The 16,976-nt window shown below is 68.5% G+C and carries 13 protein-coding genes, 1 tRNA gene and 3 riboswitches; of the genes, 2 read left to right on the forward strand and 12 right to left on the reverse strand.

From position 1 onward, the window contains the following. Positions 1-20: 20 nt before the first annotated feature. Positions 21-2,417 (reverse strand): DNA helicase PcrA, encoded by a 2,397-nt coding sequence (gene pcrA / locus AC5RVD_RS08665; RefSeq protein WP_494126696.1) that lies wholly within the window; start codon positions 2,415-2,417, stop codon positions 21-23. Between the two features lie 97 nt (positions 2,418-2,514). Between pcrA and AC5RVD_RS08670 the strand changes: the two genes are divergently transcribed. Together AC5RVD_RS08670 and AC5RVD_RS08675 are read left to right on the forward strand one after the other, a co-directional pair. Continuing rightward, the gene (locus tag AC5RVD_RS08670) at positions 2,515-3,168 is read left to right on the forward strand and encodes a hypothetical protein (protein ID WP_494126697.1); all 654 of its coding nucleotides are present in this window, start codon (positions 2,515-2,517) and stop codon (positions 3,166-3,168) included. Between the two features lie 17 nt (positions 3,169-3,185). Then, positions 3,186-3,258, forward strand: a tRNA-Arg gene (locus tag AC5RVD_RS08675). Between the two features lie 440 nt (positions 3,259-3,698). Here AC5RVD_RS08675 and AC5RVD_RS08680 read toward each other — a convergent pair. The 11 genes from AC5RVD_RS08680 to AC5RVD_RS08730 all read right to left on the reverse strand — a co-directional run bounded on the left by AC5RVD_RS08680 (position 3,699) and on the right by AC5RVD_RS08730 (position 16,663). Continuing rightward, a complete protein-coding gene (locus tag AC5RVD_RS08680; protein ID WP_494112920.1) occupies positions 3,699-4,928 on the reverse strand; it encodes an ROK family transcriptional regulator in 1,230 nt (409 codons plus the stop codon). A 114-nt stretch (positions 4,929-5,042) separates the two neighbouring features. Then, positions 5,043-6,923 carry an ABC transporter ATP-binding protein gene (locus tag AC5RVD_RS08685; RefSeq protein WP_494112919.1) on the reverse strand — a complete coding sequence of 627 codons (1,881 nt, stop codon included), beginning with the start codon at positions 6,921-6,923 and terminating at the stop codon, positions 5,043-5,045. A gap of 108 nt (positions 6,924-7,031) precedes the next feature. Further along, positions 7,032-9,341 (reverse strand): FdhF/YdeP family oxidoreductase, encoded by a 2,310-nt coding sequence (locus tag AC5RVD_RS08690; RefSeq protein WP_494112918.1) that lies wholly within the window; start codon positions 9,339-9,341, stop codon positions 7,032-7,034. Between the two features lie 51 nt (positions 9,342-9,392). Further along, on the reverse strand, positions 9,393-10,277 hold the full coding sequence (gene fdhD, locus AC5RVD_RS08695; protein ID WP_494126698.1) for a formate dehydrogenase accessory sulfurtransferase FdhD: 885 nt from the start codon (positions 10,275-10,277) through the stop codon (positions 9,393-9,395). Between the two features lie 42 nt (positions 10,278-10,319). Beyond that, complete coding sequence (locus tag AC5RVD_RS08700) at positions 10,320-11,489, reverse strand: molybdopterin molybdotransferase MoeA (protein WP_494126699.1); 1,170 nt, start codon at positions 11,487-11,489, stop codon at positions 10,320-10,322. Further along, positions 11,486-11,764, reverse strand: a complete 279-nt coding sequence (locus tag AC5RVD_RS08705) for a DUF6457 domain-containing protein (protein WP_493987628.1) — start codon at positions 11,762-11,764, stop codon at positions 11,486-11,488. The genes AC5RVD_RS08700 and AC5RVD_RS08705 overlap by 4 nt, the downstream gene beginning before the upstream one ends. Positions 11,765-11,813: 49 nt before the next feature. Continuing rightward, complete coding sequence (gene mobA, locus AC5RVD_RS08710; protein ID WP_494126700.1) at positions 11,814-12,680, reverse strand: molybdenum cofactor guanylyltransferase; 867 nt, start codon at positions 12,678-12,680, stop codon at positions 11,814-11,816. Further along, positions 12,677-13,177: an HNH endonuclease gene (locus AC5RVD_RS08715; protein WP_493987626.1), complete on the reverse strand. Its 501-nt coding sequence runs from the start codon at positions 13,175-13,177 to the stop codon at positions 12,677-12,679. The genes mobA and AC5RVD_RS08715 overlap by 4 nt, the downstream gene beginning before the upstream one ends. A 379-nt stretch (positions 13,178-13,556) precedes the next feature. Continuing rightward, positions 13,557-14,351, reverse strand: a complete 795-nt coding sequence (locus AC5RVD_RS08720) for an NlpC/P60 family protein (protein ID WP_494112914.1) — start codon at positions 14,349-14,351, stop codon at positions 13,557-13,559. Between the two features lie 4 nt (positions 14,352-14,355). Next, a riboswitch (cyclic di-AMP (ydaO/yuaA leader) is annotated at positions 14,356-14,524 on the reverse strand. Positions 14,525-14,876: 352 nt separating this feature from the next. After that, positions 14,877-15,500 carry an NlpC/P60 family protein gene (locus AC5RVD_RS08725; RefSeq protein ID WP_494126701.1) on the reverse strand — a complete coding sequence of 208 codons (624 nt, stop codon included), beginning with the start codon at positions 15,498-15,500 and terminating at the stop codon, positions 14,877-14,879. A 103-nt stretch (positions 15,501-15,603) separates the two neighbouring features. Further along, positions 15,604-15,777, reverse strand: a riboswitch (cyclic di-AMP (ydaO/yuaA leader). Between the two features lie 118 nt (positions 15,778-15,895). After that, positions 15,896-16,663, reverse strand: coding sequence for a M23 family metallopeptidase (locus tag AC5RVD_RS08730; protein WP_494126702.1), 768 nt, complete (start codon positions 16,661-16,663; stop codon positions 15,896-15,898). Between the two features lie 5 nt (positions 16,664-16,668). Next, a riboswitch (cyclic di-AMP (ydaO/yuaA leader) is annotated at positions 16,669-16,881 on the reverse strand. Positions 16,882-16,976 lie beyond the last annotated feature (95 nt).

Genomic DNA, 16,976 nt, shown 5'->3' on the forward strand with positions numbered 1-16,976 from the left:
GGCTAATCTCCCAGCGGAGGTCAGCCCATCTTGGTCAGCGGCGCATAGCGCAGCAGCAGCCGCTTCTCGCCGGCGTCGAATTTCACCTTGGCCACCGTCTTGTCGCCGGCTCCCTCGAGGCCCAAAACCGTCCCGTTGCCGAAGCTGGCGTGGTTGACCTTGTCGCCGATGGACAGCGCAATGACTTCCTTCTGCGGCTGCACGCGTCCGGCCCGCGTCTTGGCGCTGGTGATCGAGGGCACCGATCCGCGCATGTTGCTGATGTCCTGGCCGCCGGAGGCCCCGGCACCCCAGTGCGATCCGCCGTAGCGGCTGGACCCGAAGCTGCCCGCGGACGCAAACGTCGGGCGGGCCGTGCCTTCGCGCTTCCAGTCGATGAGTTCGGCCGGGACCTCTTCGATGAACTGGCTGGCCGGATTGAACTGGCTCTGGCCCCACATGCTGCGGGACTCGGACCGGGTCAGGTACAGCCGCTGGCGGGCGCGCGTCAGGCCCACGTAGGCCAACCGCCGCTCTTCGGCCAGCTCCGCCGGGTCGGTCATGGAGCGCTGGTGCGGGAAGATTCCGTGTTCCATGCCGGTGAGGAACACCACCGGGAACTCCAGCCCCTTGGCGGTGTGCAGGGTCATCAGCGTCACCACGCCCTGGTCCTTGGCCAACTGCGCCGCCTTAGCGTCCGGGGCGTCCGGAATCTGGTCCGCGTCGGCCACCAGCGCCACCTGCTCCAAAAACTCGGACAGCGACCCTTCCGGGTTGTCCCGTTCGTATTCGCGCACCACGGCCACGAGCTCGGCCAGGTTCTCCACCCGGGATTCATCCTGCGGGTCGCTGCTCTGGCGCAGCATGGCTAGGTAGCCGGTCTGCTCCAGCACGGCCTCCAGCGCGGCGGCCGCACCGGATCCGGCGGCGACTTCGGCCAGGTCGTCGATCAGCTTCACGAAGCCGGCGACCGCGTTCACCGACCGGGTGGCCATGCCGGGCGCCTCCTCGGCACGGCGCAGCGCCTCCATGAACGAGATCCGGTCCCGTTCCGCCAGCGCGGCGACGGCGTACTCGGCGCGATCGCCGATCCCGCGTTTAGGTTCGTTGAGGATGCGCCGCAGGTTGACGACGTCGTCCGGGTTCGCCAAGACCCGCAGGTAGGCCAGCGCGTCCTTGATTTCCTTGCGCTCGTAGAAGCGGGTGCCGCCGACCACCTTGTAGGGCAGTCCCACCCGGACCAGCAAGTCCTCGATGGAGCGGGACTGGGCGTTGGTGCGGTAGAAAATGGCGATGTCGCCGGGGCGGATTCCTTCGGAGTCCTGCAGCCGGTCGATCTCGCCGGTGATGAAGCGGGCCTCGTCGTGCTCGTTTTCGCCCACGTAGCCGATGATCTTCTCGCCGTCGCCCTCGGCGGTCCAGAGCCGCTTGGCCGGGCGGTCCGGGTTCCGGGAGATCACCGAGTTGGCTGCGGTCAGGATGGTTTGGGTCGACCGGTAGTTCTGTTCCAGCAGGATGGTGCGCGCGCTGGCGTAGTCCTTCTCGAAATCGACGATGTTGCGCACGTCCGCCCCGCGGAAGGCGTAGATGGACTGGTCCGAGTCGCCCACCACGGTCAGTTCGCCGGCCGGCACCGACCCGTCCTCGGACTCCTTGGTCAGCTCGCGCACCAGCCGGTACTGGGCATGGTTGGTGTCCTGGTATTCGTCCACCAGCACATGGCGGAAACGGCGGCGGTAGGAGTCGGCAATCGCCGGGAACGCCTGGAAGATGAAGACAACCTGCGCGATCAGGTCGTCGAAGTCCATGGCGTTGGCCTGGCGCATCCGCTGGGTGTAACCGGTGTAGACCGAGGCCACCGCCTGCTCGAACGGATCCGAATAATTGGCGCTGGAGGCGTAGGACTCGTCGTCGATCAGCTCATTCTTCAGCGCCGAGATCTTGTGCTGAATGGACTTGGGCGGGAAGCGCTTCGGGTCCAGGTCCAGCCCCTTGGCCACCTGGCTGACCATCCGCAGCGTGTCGGCCGAATCGTAGATGGAGAAGTTCGAGTTCAGCCCCACGTGCTTGGCTTCGCGGCGCAGGATCTTCACGCAGGACGAGTGGAACGTGGAGATCCACATCCGCTTGGCCGGGTCCCCCACCAGCGACTCGATCCGCTCCCGCATCTCCGCCGCGGCTTTGTTGGTGAAGGTGATGGCGAGGATTTCCCCCGGCCGCGCGCGGCGGGTGGCCAGCAGGTACGCGATGCGGTGGCTGAGCACCCGGGTCTTGCCGGATCCGGCACCGGCGACGATCAGCAGCGGTGAGCCGGCATGCTTGACCGCCTCTTCCTGCTGCGGGTTCAGCCCCGAGAGCAGCTCTTCGGCGCCGGGCAGATGCGGAGCGGGCGGAGAGGCAACATGCTGGTCGAAGTCCGGGTCGGTGAGGAAATCCATGGTTCCCTAAGTCTATTAGCCGCCACCGACACTGCGGGACGCCGGCGGCGACTTCCGCCAACGGCCGACGCATGACCGCCAGCGGCATAATGGGTGCATGTCCAAAACCCCAGCACAGCGCGCGAAGAAACACGGTGCGGCGGCGGCCCCGGTCCCGGGCGGCGCCGCGTTGAAGCCTGCCGTTCCCGGCAGCTCCCGGTCTCCCCAGCGCGCTGCCGGCAACGCGAACCTGATCGTGATCGCCGGAGCCGCGGTCTCGGCCCTGCTGTTCGGCTACTCGTTCCTGCTGGTGATGCCGCAGTTCTCCCAGCTGACCGGAGGGCTGGCCATGCCGGACACGCTCATCGGCGGATATTCCACCGAGTACGTCCAGCAGGTGCGCACCGCGTTCGGCGAAGACGGCGCCGGGCAATACAACTACTGGCACAAGACCGCAGACACCATCTTCCCCTTGCTGTTCGGCTTCACCTGGTTGATCCTGCTGGGGCAGCAGATCCGCCGGCGCAGCTGGCGCTGGCTCGCATGGGCCGTCGTCGTGCTTTATGTGGCAGCGGACCTGGGCGAAAACAACGCCATCGACGCCATGCTGGCCACGGACCCGGTGGGCGACGCGTCGCTGGCGAGCTTCCTCACTGTCGCCAAGTCCATCCTGTTTGGGCTGAGCCTGGTCGCCGCCGTCGTCGCGGTCTTCACGCGTAAACCCAAACCGGCCGGCGGCTCGGCCGCCGCGCCAGCCGGCAGCGCCACTTAAGCTAAGCTTTTGGCGTTGCCCCCGTAGCTCAGGGGATAGAGCACCGCTCTCCTAAAGCGGGTGTCGGCAGTTCGAATCTGCCCGGGGGCACTTCCTGCCGGGCCCGTCGGCGAAATGCCGGGCGGCCTTGAAGGCCGCATGCCGGGCGACCGCCAGCGGCCGTTAAACGGGGCAGCCGACCGCCGCCTGTGCAACCCCCCACGGAAGCACAGACGGTAGCCGGCTGTAGTGCCTTCCACCGAAGCGGCCAGGAATCCCTGTCAGCTGGGACCGCTGGTTCCGGTTCTTCCCGTTCGCCGGAGCCAGCAGCATCTTCCCGCCGCTTTGTTGGCCGACGGCCGCGCCGTTCCCCTGAAGCACGCAAACACTGTAGGGACCGTTCCTTTCCCAGAGTGTGCGCACCCCAGGCACTGCCGTCACCATATATCTAAATCGATTGGATTTAATAAAGCAACTCTTGGGACCGGTTATGGCGTGAGGGCGCGTCTATTGACGCGGCGTCGCCGGGTGAAGCGCGGCCAGCGTCCCGGCTAGTTGCCCAGGAGCAGCCCGCTGGCCTTGGGTGAGAGGGCGTCGTCGAGCACCAGACAGGCGCCGCCGACGGCCCCCACCTCGAATCCCAGCGAGGAGGACACCACGTCGACCCCGTGGATCGCCCGCGAGACGAACCGCTTGTTGATCTCCTCGCGCAGGATAGGCAGCGCCAGTTCGTCCAAGCCGTCCCACAGCGGGCCGCCAAAGATGACGCGGTTCACGTCCAGGATATTGGCCACCTGCGCGACGGTTCCGCCCAGCAACCGGGCCGCCCGGGCGATGATGGCCGCGGCCGCCGGCTCTCCTTCGCTGGCCATGCGGCAGAGGGCGACGATCCTTTCCGTGGCCTGGTGCCGGTCCCCCAGATCGGCCTCGGCCGGGAACAGCCCGGCCTCCACCGCCTGTTGGAACAGCGTGCCGAAGTTCAGCGCCATGCCCACGCAGGTACGCTTTCCGCAGTCGCACGGCGGGACCTCCTCCTCCACCGGGAAATGGCCGATCTCGCCGATGTTGCTGGAGGCGCCGCGCAGCACCTGGCCTTCGAGCACCACGCCGGCGCCCAGGCCCGTGCCCAGGTAAACGAACACGAAGTTCTCGGGCTCCCGCCGTCCGCTGGCCCACAGTTCCGCCACCGCCGCGGTTGTCGTGTCCTTGTCCATCAGCACCGGCAGGCCCGTCAGGTCACGCAGCGGTTCGCGCAACGGCACCGACGTCCACTCGCGCATCATCGGCGGATCCACCACCGTCCCTTCGGCCGCGTCGATCGGCCCGGGTGCGGCCAGCCCGATGCCCAGGATGCGGTTGCGCTTAATGCCGGAGGCGGCGATGAGTGCCTCGGTTGCGGCGGCCATGGCAGCGGCTATGCCGTCCGGTTCCCCGGCTGTGGGAACGTCGTGCCGGGCACGTGCCACCACCTCGCCGTCGAGGTTCAGCATGACCAGGGTCATGACCACCGGGTCGAGGTGGATGCCGATGGCCAGCCGGCTGGAAACCTCCAACTGCAGCACGGTGCGCGGCTTGCCGGGCCCGCTGACGGTCTTGCGGTCTTCGCGCACCAGGCCTTCGTCCACCAGCCGGCGCACCACATTGGAGATCGTTTGCGGGGAGAGCCCGGTGCTCTCCACCAGTTCCACCCGGGCGATTCCCTCGCGGGCACGGCGGATGGCGTTAAGGATCACGGCCTGGTTATAGCCGCCGAGGCGGCCAAGGTTGGTTCCGCGCTGCATCGCACCCGCTTTCCACTCATTCGACGTGTGGGACCCAGAGCAACTCTAGCCATTGAGCGGGCGCACCACACTGGCGGCGCGGCTGCCTTTCTCGTGCAATCCGGACAGCCGCCCTCAGGCCAAACCTGCCACCCGGGTATCGCTGAGGAACTGGGTCCGGTACAGCTCGGCGTAGCGCCCCTCCAAGGCCAGCAGCTGGGCGTGCGTGCCCTGCTCCACAATCCGGCCGCCCTCAATCACCAGGATCCGGTCAGCAGAGCGCACGGTGGATAGCCGGTGGGCAATAACGACGGCGGTGCGCCCCTCGAGTGCCTCGGTGAGCGCCGCCTGCACGGCCGCTTCGTTGGTGGAGTCCAGCGCGGCTGTCGCCTCGTCCAGGATGACCACCCGGGGATGGCCCAGCAGCAAGCGGGCGATGGTCATCCGCTGCCGTTCGCCGCCGGAGAGCCGGTAGCCGCGCTCCCCCACCATGGTCTCCAGGCCATCCGGCAGGGACCGGATCAGGTCCTCCAGCCGGGCACGGCGGAGCACGTCCCAGATCTCGTCGTCGCTCGCCTCCGGCCGGGCCAGCAGCAGGTTGGACCGGATGGTTTCGTGGAACAGGTGCCCGTCCTGAGTCACCATGCCGATTGTTCCGCGCAGCGCCTCGAAGCTCAGGTCGCGGACATCGGTGCCCGAAAGCTCAACGGAACCGGAGTCCACGTCGTACAGGCGGGCCAACAACTGGGCCATGGTGGACTTTCCGGCGCCTGAGGACCCCACCAGCGCCACCGTCTGGCCCGGTTCCACCCGGAAGCTGATCCCGTGCAGCACCTCCTCGCCGCCGCGGGCGTCGAGGGTCGCTACCTCCTCCAGCGAGGCCAGCGACACCTTCTCGGCGGACGGGTAGGCGAACCGTACGTCCTTGAACTCGACGGAGACCGGGCCCGGCGGCACGGCACCGGCGTCGTCCTTTTCCGTAATCAGGGGCTTCAGGTCCAGCACTTCGAAGACGCGCTCGAAGCTGACCAGCGCACTGGAGATCTCCACCCGGGCGTTCGCCAGGGCCGTCAGCGGCGCATACAGGCGGGTGAGCAGGAGCGCCAGCGTCACCACGTCGCCCGGATCCAGTTGGCCGATGATCGCGTAGAAGCCGCCGAGCCCGTAGACCAGGGCCAGGGCCAGCGCGGAAACCAGGGTGAGCGCCGTGACGAACACCCACTGCATGACCGCGGTCCTGATGCCGATGTCGCGCACCCGCTGGGCCCGGAGCTTGAACTCGCGGGATTCGTCGGCGGGCCGGCCGAACAGCTTGACCAGCGTGGCCCCGGGCGCGGAGAACCGTTCGGTCATCTGCGTGCTCATGGCGGCGTTGTGGTTGGCGGTCTCGCGGCGCAGTTCCGCGAGCCTGCTGCCCATCCGGCGGGCCGGCAGCAGGAACACCGGCAGCAACAACAGCGCCAGCAGGGTGACTTGCCAGGAGGTGTTCAGCATGACGATCAGCGTCAGGATCAGCGCCACGAGGTTGCTCACCACACCGGAGAGCGTTCCCGCGAAGGCCCGCTGCGCACCGATCACGTCGTTGTTCAGCCGGCTGACCAGCGCGCCCGTGCGGGTGCGCATGAAGAACGCGATCGGCATCTTCTGGACGTGGTCGAACACCGCGGTGCGCAGGTCCAGGATGATGTCCTCGCCCAGCCCGGAGGAGATCCACCGGGTCACCATGCTGAGTCCGGCGTCGGCGATGGCCACCAGGGCGATGACCACGGCCAGCCAGGCCACTACCTCGACGCCGGTCCTGGCCACGATCGCGTCCACCACCTGGCCGGCGAGCACCGGCGTGGCAACGGCCAACGTGGCGGTCACCACGGAGAGCAGCACAAAGACCACGATCTTGCCCTTGTAGGGCGCGGCGAACGCAAAGGTCCGGCGGACAGTCTCCCGCGAGAAGGACTTCTGGTCCTTCGAGTGCGAAAGCCGGTACAGCGAACTCCAGGCTGCCCCTTCCATGGACATGATGGCTCCTAACGGCTGATGGTGCTACTGCAACCCTAGAACCATTCCGAGCGCCCTGGTGTTCCTGCCGTCGGCCATGCGGCCGGAAGCTGTCCTGGATGGCTGGCGTCAGCTGAGCTGCTTCTCCTCGTGCGGGACGAAGCGGACCGTCATCGCCTTGAACCCGGGGGTGTTGGACTCCCGGGCCACGAGGTCCCGGTGGACCAGCGCGTTGGCCTCCGGGAAGTAGGCGGCCGCACAGCCGCGCGCCGTCGGGTAGGACACCAGGCGGAACTCGTCCGCCCGGCGTTCGTTGCCCTTGAACGTACTGATCACGTCCACCACGTCGCGGTCGGCGAACCCCAGTTCGGCCAGGTCGTCCGGATGCACCAGGATGACCCGGCGCCCGTTGGAGATGCCCCGATAGCGGTCATCCAAGCCGTAGAACGTGGTGTTGTACTGGTCGTGGCTGCGCATGGTCTGCAGGATCAGGTGTCCCTCGGGCGCCTCGAGGTACTCCAGCGGGCTGACCGTGAACCTTGCCTTGCCGATGTCGGTGGCGAAGGACCGGGTGTCGCGCGGCGGGTTGGGCAGCACGAAGCCGCTCTTGTTCCGGATCCGCGTGTTGAAGTCCTCGAACCCGGGCAGCACCCGGGAAATGTGGTCTCGGATCACGTCGTAGTCCTCGGCCATCGCCCGCCAGTCCACCGGGTGGTCGTCCCCGAAGGTGGCCTGGGCCATCCTGGCGATGATCACCGGTTCGGCCAGCAGGTGCTCGCTGACCGGTTCCAGCCTGCCCTGGGTGGAGCGGACGACGGACATGGAGTCTTCCACGGAGAGGAACTGCGCGCCCTTGGGGTGCTTGTCGTCCCGGTCGGTGCGGCCCAGCGTCGGCAGGATCAGCGAGGTCTTGCCGTGCACCACGTGCGAGCGGTTGGGCTTGGTCGACACGTGCACCGTCAGGCCGGCCTTCTTCATGCCTTCTTCCAGCGCCTCGGTCTCCGAGTTCGCCAGCGCGAAGTTGCCGCCCATGGAGACGAAGACATCCACCTTGCCGTCGGCGAAGGCGTCGAGCGCCTCGGTGGAGTCGACGCCGTGCTCCCGGGGCGAGGTGATGCCGAATTCCTTGTCCAGCGCGGCCAGCAGCCATTCCTTCGGCTTTTCCCAGATGCCCATGGTGCGGTCGCCCTGGACGTTGGAGTGGCCGCGGACCGGGCAGGCGCCCGCGCCGGGCTTGCCGAAGTTGCCCTGGAGCAGCAGCAGGTTAATGATCTCGCGCAGGGTGTCCACCGAATGCGGCTGCTGGGTCAGGCCCAGCGCCCAGCAAATGATGGTCGCCTTGGACTTGGCCAGCAGCCCAGCCACCTTGGCGATGTCCAGCCGGGACAACCCGGTCGCCTTCTCGGTTTCGGCCCAGTCGATGTGCCGGCGTGCTTCGACGTACTCCTCGAACCCTTCGGTATTCGCCGCGATGAAAGCCTTGTCGACCACGGTGCCCGGGGCACGGTCTTCTTCTTCCAGCAGCAGGTGTCCCAGCGCCTGGAACAGGGCGAGGTCGCCGCCGACCTTGATCTGCAGGAACTCGTCGGCCAACGCGGTGCCGCCGCGCAGCAGCCCGTCCACCGACTGCGGGTCCTTGAACGCCATGAGCCCGGTTTCGGGCAGCGGATTCACCGCCACGATGGTGCCGCCGTTGTCCTTGCACTCCTTGAGCGCCGAGAGCATGCGCGGGTGGTTGGTCCCGGGGTTCTGTCCCACCACGAAGATCAGCTCCGAGTGGTGGATGTCCTCCAGCGACACGGTGCCCTTGCCGATGCCGATCGTCGGATTCAGCGCGCTGCCGGAGGACTCGTGGCACATGTTGGAGCAGTCCGGCAGGTTGTTGGTGCCCAGCGAGCGCGCGAAGAGCTGGTACATGAACGCGGTCTCGTTAGCGGTCCGGCCCGAGGTGTAGAACACGCAGCGGTCCGGCGTCGTGGCCCTGATGCGTTCGCCGATCAGGCTGAACGCGTCCGCCCACGAGATCGGCGAGTAGTGCGTCTCGCCCTCGCGGATGATGACCGGTTCGGTGATCCGGCCCTGCTGGCCCAGCCAGTATTCGGTCTTCGTGGAGAGCTCTTCGATGGAGTGGCGCGCCCAGAACTCGGGGGTGACGGTGCGCTTGGTGTTCTCCTCGGCCACGGCCTTGGCGCCGTTTTCGCAGAACTCGGCCGGCTTGCGCGGACCCGTGATGGACTCCGGCCACGCGCAGCCCGGGCAGTCGAAGCCGCCACGATGGTTGATCCTGAGCAGCGACCGGGCGGTGCGGACGACGCCGGCCTGCTCAATGCCGCGCTCCAGCGCAACCTTCACAGCCGAAAGACCGGCGGCGGCCTTCTTCGGTTCCTTGACCTTCAGGGTGCTTTCATCAATGTCATTCACGGGTCCGGGACGAGTCATGCCCCTAATGTATCCCGGCTCACACCGGTTCTCCGACACGCTCGGCGAGTCTTACACGAAATGTCCGACGGCGGCGCCAACCCGCCCGGGGTGCGCATACACGTTAATGCTGCGTCCGCGGCTGAAACCGGCCAGCGTCAGCCCCACCTCTTCCGCCAGTTCGACGGCGAGAGAGGACGGCGCGCTCACGGCCGACAGGACGGGGATACCCGCGAGATAGGCCTTCTGGACGAGTTCGAACGAGGCCCGCCCGGAGACCTGCAGCACCGTGTTCCGCAGCGGCAGCCGCCCCTCGCGCAGCGCCCACCCCACGACCTTGTCCACCGCGTTGTGGCGGCCCACGTCTTCCCGCAGGCAGAGCAGTTCGCCCTCGACGCTGAACAGGCCGGCGGCGTGGACGCCACCGGTACGCTCGAACACCTGCTGCTGTTCGCGCAGCCGGTCCGGCAACTGCAGCAGGATGTCCAGCGGCACTTCCCCGCCACCGCCGGCGCCGTCCGGGCCCGGGGAGGCTCCGCCGTCGTCGTTATGCAGCGGAAAACGGGAGCGCTTGGTCACGGCGTCAATCGAGGCGGTGCCACAGATGCCGCACGCGCTGCTGGTGACCACCTGCCGGTCCAGCCGCGGATCCGGCAGCGCCACCCCGGGCGCCAACTGGGCCTCCACCACGTTGAAGGTCTGCCGGCCGTCCTCGTCCTCGCCCGCGCAGAAGCGCATCGAGACGAGGTGTTCGGGCGACCAGACGATGCCCTCGGAGACCAGGAAGCCGGCCACCAGGTCGAAGTCGTCGCCCGGGGTGCGCATGGTGATGGAGAACGCGCGGCCGGCCAGCCGGACTTCCAGCGGCTCTTCCACCGCCATCACGTCCTCGCGGCGGCGCGCCGGCGCATCGAGACTGAGTTTGAGCACCTTGCGGCGCTGCGTCAAGCGGCCCATGAAGTTCTCCTCTACTGCCTTGTAACAAGGGTAAGCCACCCATTACCAGGGCAGGTCGAGGGCCGGCAGCTGCTCGCCGGGCTCGGCGCCGGCGGCCGGCACCACCATCACCCCATCCGCGGCTGCCAGTCCGCGCATCATGGCCGAACCGATGCGGTCCGCGGGGACGGCACCCCCGTCCGGTGACAGGCCGTAGGGCACCAGCCGGTCCTGGTCGTGCAGCGGTGGCATCGCAGTTCCGGCGGGCACGGTGCGCAGCGGGGCCAGCGGCCGGCCGGTCATGCCCGCCAGCAGCGGAGCCGCCAGGGTCAGCAGCGCCATCATGGCGGCCAGCGGATTGCCCGGCAGGCCCACCAGCAGCCGCCCGTCGGCCAGCCGGGCCAGCAGTGCCGGATGCCCCGGGCGCATCCGGATGGACGGGACGAGGATCGTCGCGCCGTCCGCGTCCAGCACCCGGCGCAGGTGGTCGGCGGAGGAGTGGCCGGTTCCGCCGGTGGTGACCACGACGTCGCCGCCGCACCCGGCGATGGCTTCCTCGGTGACCGCGAAGTCGTCGGGCAGCCGCCGGCTGTCCGTGACCCGGCCGCCGAGCCGGGCGAGGATGGCCGGCAGCGTGGGGCCGAACGTGTCCCGGACCCGGCCCGGTGCGGGGATGCCGGAGGTGACGACCTCGTCGCCCGTAAGCAGCAGGGCTACCTGCGGCACGGGCGCGACGGGGAGCCTATCGTGGCCGCACACCGCCGCGACGGCCAGATGCGCAGGGGTCAGCACGGTGCCGGCGGAGACCACGACGGCGCCGGCGGCGGTCTCCTCGCCGGCCGGACGGATGTGCCGCCCGGGCGCCAGTTCCCGCCCGTCCGTGCCCGCGCACGGCTCCAGCCGGTCCGTCGCCGCGGTCCCGCATTCGCTGCGCAGCACGCTGTCCGTGCCGTCGGGGATCAGCCCTCCGGTGACGACCGGGGCGGCCAGCCCGGGCCGCAAGGCGCTGCCGCTCGGGACCAACCGCCAGGGCCCGGTGCCGGCAATCGCCCAGCCGTCCATGGCGGAGGACGCGTAGTGCGGGACCGGCACCAGGGCCGCCACGTCGCGGGCCAGCGTGCGTCCCGCGCAGGCGGCCAACTCTACGTCTGCGGCGTCCGGCCGCCACGCTTGCCGGCCGGCTGTGTAGGCGGCGCTCCGGGCATCGTCCCAGCGAAGGCCGGAGCCGCTCACTCCTGCACTGCGCCGTGCCGGCGCGCCACTTCGTCGGCCACGCGGGAGGCCGCACGCATGGCCACCTCGGGTGTTGCCTGTCCGGTGGCTGCGGCAAGGCCGGCGGCGTAGCCCACCACGAAGGTGGTCAGGGGCGCCGCCGGGCGGACCACGCTGTGCGCCGCGACGCCGGCCAGCCCCAGCACGGCGTCGATGTCAACCGGCGTGTCTTCGATTTCCAGCGCCTGGAGCAGTTCGCTGACATAGGGGGAGAGCTTTTCGGCCGCTCCGGACACAATGGCCTCCGATCCGCCCGGTGCGGGCAAGTACAACGTTTGTTTCAGGCTACGGCGCGGGCCGGGCAATGCCAAAGCGGCCCGCGTCGTCCCAGGTGTCGACGTCGGAGGTGTGGTCCCCTGATAGACCCTCAAGCCTGATCTCGGCGGCCGGCAGGCCGCCGAGCAGCCGCCTGACCGGCTGGCCGGCCAGCCCGGCGGCTCCCCCGGCGTTCCGCACCGCCGCCTCCAACGCTGCGCTGTCCGCGCAGCAGGCCAGCGGCTGCTGTTTGCCGTCGGCGTCCACCGGGATCCAGAGCCTGGCCTCCGGCCGAAGGACGGCGTGGCGCAGCAGCAGTTCCGGCAGCCCGGCCAGCATCGGCATGTCGCAGGCAAAGAGCAGCGTGTACGGCGCCCGCCCGGAGGCACCGCCGTCGTCCTCCCGCGGCCGCCCGGAGGCACCGCCGTCGTCCTCGCGCGTTCCCGGGAAGGCACCACCGTCGTCCTGGCGCGTTCGCGGGAAGGCACCACCGTCGTCCTCCCGCACCCGCCCGTAACCACCACCGTCGTCCTCCTGCACCCGCCGGTAGCCACCGCCGTCGTCCTCGCGCGTTCCCAGGAAGGCGCCGCCGTCGTCGTCCTGTACCAGCCCCTGGATTCCCGCCGCAATGCCCGCCGCCGGGCCGGAGAACGGCGGGTCTTCCCGGGTGAGCCGGAGCCTGAGCGGCTGCGGAACGAGCGTGCGGCGGAAAGCTTCCACTTCCTCCAACAGGTCATCGGGGCCGACGACGGAGATCCGCTGGGCCCCGCGGACAGCCTCCAGCGTGCGGCGCAACAAGGTAGCTCCGTCGAGCTGCAGCAGCGCCTTGGGGCTGCCGCCCAAGCGCGAGGAGCGGCCGCCGGCCAGCACGACGGCGTCGAAAACCGGAGCCGTCACGCGGCGGTATGGGTGTCGAGGAACTGGCTCCAGGCCGGGGCCGGACGGTCCAGGTCGCGGATCCGCCAGCGGGCGCCGCTGGGCGGCCGGGGTGTGAAGCGCAGGCTCCAGCCCATTTGGGCCAGCGTGCGGTCGCCCTTGGCGTTGTTGCAGCGCAGGCAGCAGGCCACCAGGTTCTCCCAACTGTCTTCTCCCCCGCGCGACCGGGGCTTGACGTGGTCCACGGTGGTGGCCGTCTTGCCGCAATAGGCGCAGAGGTGGTTGTCGCGGCGCAGGACACCGCGGCGCGTCACCGCGGTGTTCTTGTTGTACGGCATCTTAATGTAGCGGTTGAGCAGGATGACGGAGGGACGGCCCAGGATGTCGTTGGGGCCGACGACGGGGTCTCCGTCTTCGGCAATCACGCTGGCTTTGCCGGTGAGCACAAGAAGCAGCGCCCGGCGGAAGGTGACAACCGCCAGGGGTTCGTAACCAGCATTCAGAACGAGTGTGCGCATGCACATTCCTCTAGGTCTGGCCAACCCGACCGGTGCTTCAGATCCCGGTCCGGGACTGGATTTTCTGCACTGACAGTCAAAGAGTATGACGGCGGGTGCGTTCTGCGCTAACTTTTTCGCCACCTGTGGGCCGTCGGGATGATGCCGCCGGCGGTCAGGCGAAGGTCGCGGCGGCCGTCCGGCAGCCGGACCGTTGGCGCCAGCACGGCCAGTCCCCCGATGCCAGCGGCTGCTCCCGCGGCGCCAGAACGGCCGGTCTTGCGGTGCCAAGGCGGCCGGCCGCGGCGCCTACCCGCCGCAACAACGCCGCCGGCCCCGGTGCACGCTCTGGGCGTGTGCCGGGGCCGGGGGCGGTCCTGGGGACCGGGAAGGCTGTTGCCTAGTTGACGCGGATGGCTACATAGCCGGATCCGACGTCTGCACTGGCCAGTGCGGTGGTGTAGCCGGTCCAGCCGCCGTGAATGGCCTGGCCGTTGCCCACGTAGATGGCGATGTGCGCAACGCCGGCGCCGCCGTCGGAGTAGTACAGCAGATCGCCCGGCTGCGGGGTGGAAACCTGGGTGCCGTAGCTAAAGAACTGCGCGGGGGCGAGGTCGCCCACAGAGAAACCGGCGGCGCGCAGGGCCTTCTCCACCATGGCGGTGCAGTCCTGCGAGATGCCGATCTGGCCGTAGGCGGAGGACACCAGGGTGGAGGCTACTCCGCTGGCGGAAGCTTCGGCCTTGGCCGGCTCTGCCTTGGCCGCGGGGGCGGCGGCTGCGGCCTTGACCTCGACCGCGGGAGCGGCGGCCTGGACGGCGCCCTGGGCTGCGCCTGCGGCCTCCTCGACGACCGGGGCCACTTCCTCGGCCACGGCTTCGACAACAGGCTCAGGCTCCGGGGCCGGAGTGGACTTGATGGCGGGACGCGAGAAGGTCAGCTCGACGGCACTCGAAGCCTGGACGGTGTCCACCTGCACGCGGCTGGGAACGGACACGGTGGATGCGGTGCGTTCGATGGAGGTTGACTGCGCGGGAACCGCGGCGGTCAGGGCCAGTCCGGACGCGGCAGCGATGACGGCTGCCGAGCGACCCATGGATCCGGCATTGGACGAGACGGCTTTGGAAATCGTCTCCAGCGGGTTGGTGCGGACGGAAACGGCGCGGTGGCGCCCCGTAGCGGTGTCATTGAACACGTTAAAGGCCTCTCCCAATGCCTGCGAGGTGAGCTGTCGGATTCGGATGGGAGTGCATCCGGCCGCAGCCCTCTCCGGCAAAGCCTGAGAGCGCTAGCGACTTAACCCCAAGGGTTCCTGTACGAAACCCGGAATTGGTTCCCCCGCCTCTGCCCGCGAAGTTTTTTGCGAACGGACTCCGGACGGTGGCAGAGCTCGGCAATCCACCCGGAGGTCCCAGCCGTTTGGCAACTGGCACGCGTTAGAGCGTATACGATCAATCACGCATTGTCACATTCTGATCACGGCGCGGTGATTTTTTGATTACGGAGGTCCCGGCACCCTGCTTCCCGGGCGGTTCGGGGATGGTGCTGGTACGAAGGGTGCCACGTGGGGTCTCGCGGCTCCGGGCGGTTCGGGGACGGCACTTGTGCGAAAGGGCGCCGCTGGGGTCTCGCGAGCTCCGCTCAGTCTTCCGCGGGCGCCGCTTAACGGCCGCAGCGCGCCCCGAAGGACGCGCCGCGAGAAGACCGTGGAAGGAAGGAATTAGCCTGCCGGACGGATGAAGACCGGGCCGGAGCCGATGTAAGCGTTGCCCAGGACGGTGTTGTAGCCGGCCCAGCCGCCGTGGATGGCCTGGCCGTTGCCGACGTAGATGGCCACGTGGGCCACACCGGCACCGCCGTTGGCGTAGTAAATGATGTCGCCCGGCTGCGGCGTGGACACCTGGGTGCCGTAGGCAAAGAACTGTGCGGGGGCAAGATCGCCCGCCGCGAAGCCTGCCGCGCGCAGGGCGTTTTCGACCAAGGCGGTGCAGTCCTGGCCGACACCGATCTGGCCGTAGGCGGCCGCGACGATGGCGCCGGCGGCGCCGCTGGCGGCAGCCTCGCCGGCCTTTTTGACGGCCTTGGTTTCGTTCGATCCGGCGTCGTTGCCGGTCGTGGGGGTGATCTCATTCGAGACGGCCTGGACAACTGCCTCCGGCGCGGGGGTGGAGGTGATCCCGGCACGTTCGAAGGTCAGCTTTACGGCTGCGGAGGCCTGCACGGCTTCCACCTGCACGCGGGCCGGGGCATCGACCCCTCGGTCAGCGCTGACAGCCTGGGCCGGGATGGTACCGGTCAAAACCAGGCCGGTAGCGGCGGCGATCACGGCACCCTGACGTCCCATGGTTCCCGCATTCGCGGACACAGCCTTGGAAATCGTCTCAAGCGGGCTCGTGCGGACGGGGGTCGCACGATGGCGGCCCGCAGTAATGCTCTTGGACACGGTCTGTACCTCTCCCAAATGCCTGCGAAGTGAGCTGTCGGGTTCGGATGGGAGTTCATCCGGCCGGCCGGCTTGCGGGCTGGTGGCCCGGGCCTGATCGGCTTTACCCCAAGGACACCGTGCGATGTCCGGGAAGTGGTTCCCCCGCCTCTGCCATGCGAATCGGTGCGAACGAACTTCGGGCGACGGCAGAGTTCGGCATTCCGCCCGAAGGTGCCAGGCTGTTGGCGACTGGCACGGGTGAAACCTTATAACAGTTTGGGGGCTGTGTCACGTTCCGGTTACGGCGTGTTTGGTCACAGCCACCCGGTGGGGTCCACCAGCTTGTCGTTGACCATCACTTCGAAGTGAAGGTGGCAGCCGGTTGAAGCTCCGGTCGTGCCGCTTTGGCCCACCATCTCCCCGCGCTGTACGGTGGCGCCGACCGACGTGTCGATGGTGCTCAGGTGGTTGTAGGTGGTCTTCAGGCCGTTGCCGTGGTCCACTACGATCCGGTTGCCGCCGCCGCCCACCTGGAATCCTGCCTCGACGACGGTTCCGCCGGCTGCCGCGTGGACCGGAGTGCCACACGCTGCTCCGTAGTCCTGGCCGGTGTGCAACTCCCCGGCATAGCCCGTGATGGGACTGACGCGGTAGCCGAACGGCGACGTCATGGTCAGCTCGTCCATCGGCTGCGAAAGGGAGCCTTCGCTGCTGACAACCTGCGCGTTGCTGCCGGAAGCGACCATGACCTGCTTCAGCTTCGTGTCCGGGTCGAACTTGCTGGTCAGCCCGGCACGCTCGAACGTCAGGCGCGCTTCGGTGGCGGCGGAGATGCTGCTGGCGGCCGGAGCCTCCTGCGGGGCGTCGGCGGTGGCGCCGGCCGTCGTCGGGAGCATCACGGTCAGGGCCATCCCGGACGCGGCTGCGACGATCGCGGTTTTATGCCCGACGTCGCGTGCGGCTGCTGCTACCGACGACGGCGCCGGCTGGGCGCGGCGGCGGCCGGGTGTCGCGGCACGTGGGCGTGAGTGTTCGACCGGGGCGGATGAACGGCGCCGTCCCGAGGCTTTGTGTCCTGCCAAAATTCTTTACCTCTCCAAAGCGCCTGCGAAGTTAGCTGTCGGATTCGAGTCAAGAGAAAACTCGGCCGCACCGCACAGAGCATCGGTGGAACGATTCACCTACGCTCTGCCCGCTGCGGCTTCACCCCAAGGCAGCGAACAAACTGCCGCTTGGTGGGTCCTCCGCCCCTGTCTCACGGATACACGCCTCCGCCGACAGGGCTCGGCTTGCGGAGGGTGTGGGATCGATGTCTCGATACCCGGGTCAACTATACGTAAAACACCCCGAAAGTAATAAATCCGTTATCCGCGGTGCGTGTTTTCAAGGGTCAAA

The organism is Arthrobacter sp. THG-b23 (assembly GCF_059091265.1).

Excerpts from the sequence above, each read along its gene's own strand:
- fdhD (WP_494126698.1), bottom strand. The coding sequence starts at position 10,277 with ATGGGCCGCTTGACGCAGCGCCGCAAGGTGCTCAAACTCAGTCTCGAT.
- AC5RVD_RS08680 (WP_494112920.1), bottom strand. The coding sequence starts at position 4,928 with ATGCAGCGCGGAACCAACCTTGGCCGCCTCGGCGGCTATAACCAGGCC.
- AC5RVD_RS08725 (WP_494126701.1), bottom strand. The coding sequence starts at position 15,500 with ATGGGACGTCAGGGTGCCGTGATCGCCGCCGCTACCGGCCTGGTTTTG.
- AC5RVD_RS08690 (WP_494112918.1), bottom strand. The coding sequence starts at position 9,341 with ATGACTCGTCCCGGACCCGTGAATGACATTGATGAAAGCACCCTGAAG.
- AC5RVD_RS08715 (WP_493987626.1), bottom strand. The coding sequence starts at position 13,177 with ATGCGCACACTCGTTCTGAATGCTGGTTACGAACCCCTGGCGGTTGTC.
- AC5RVD_RS08670 (WP_494126697.1), top strand. The coding sequence starts at position 2,515 with ATGTCCAAAACCCCAGCACAGCGCGCGAAGAAACACGGTGCGGCGGCG.
- AC5RVD_RS08685 (WP_494112919.1), bottom strand. The coding sequence starts at position 6,923 with ATGTCCATGGAAGGGGCAGCCTGGAGTTCGCTGTACCGGCTTTCGCAC.
- pcrA (WP_494126696.1), bottom strand. The coding sequence starts at position 2,417 with ATGGATTTCCTCACCGACCCGGACTTCGACCAGCATGTTGCCTCTCCG.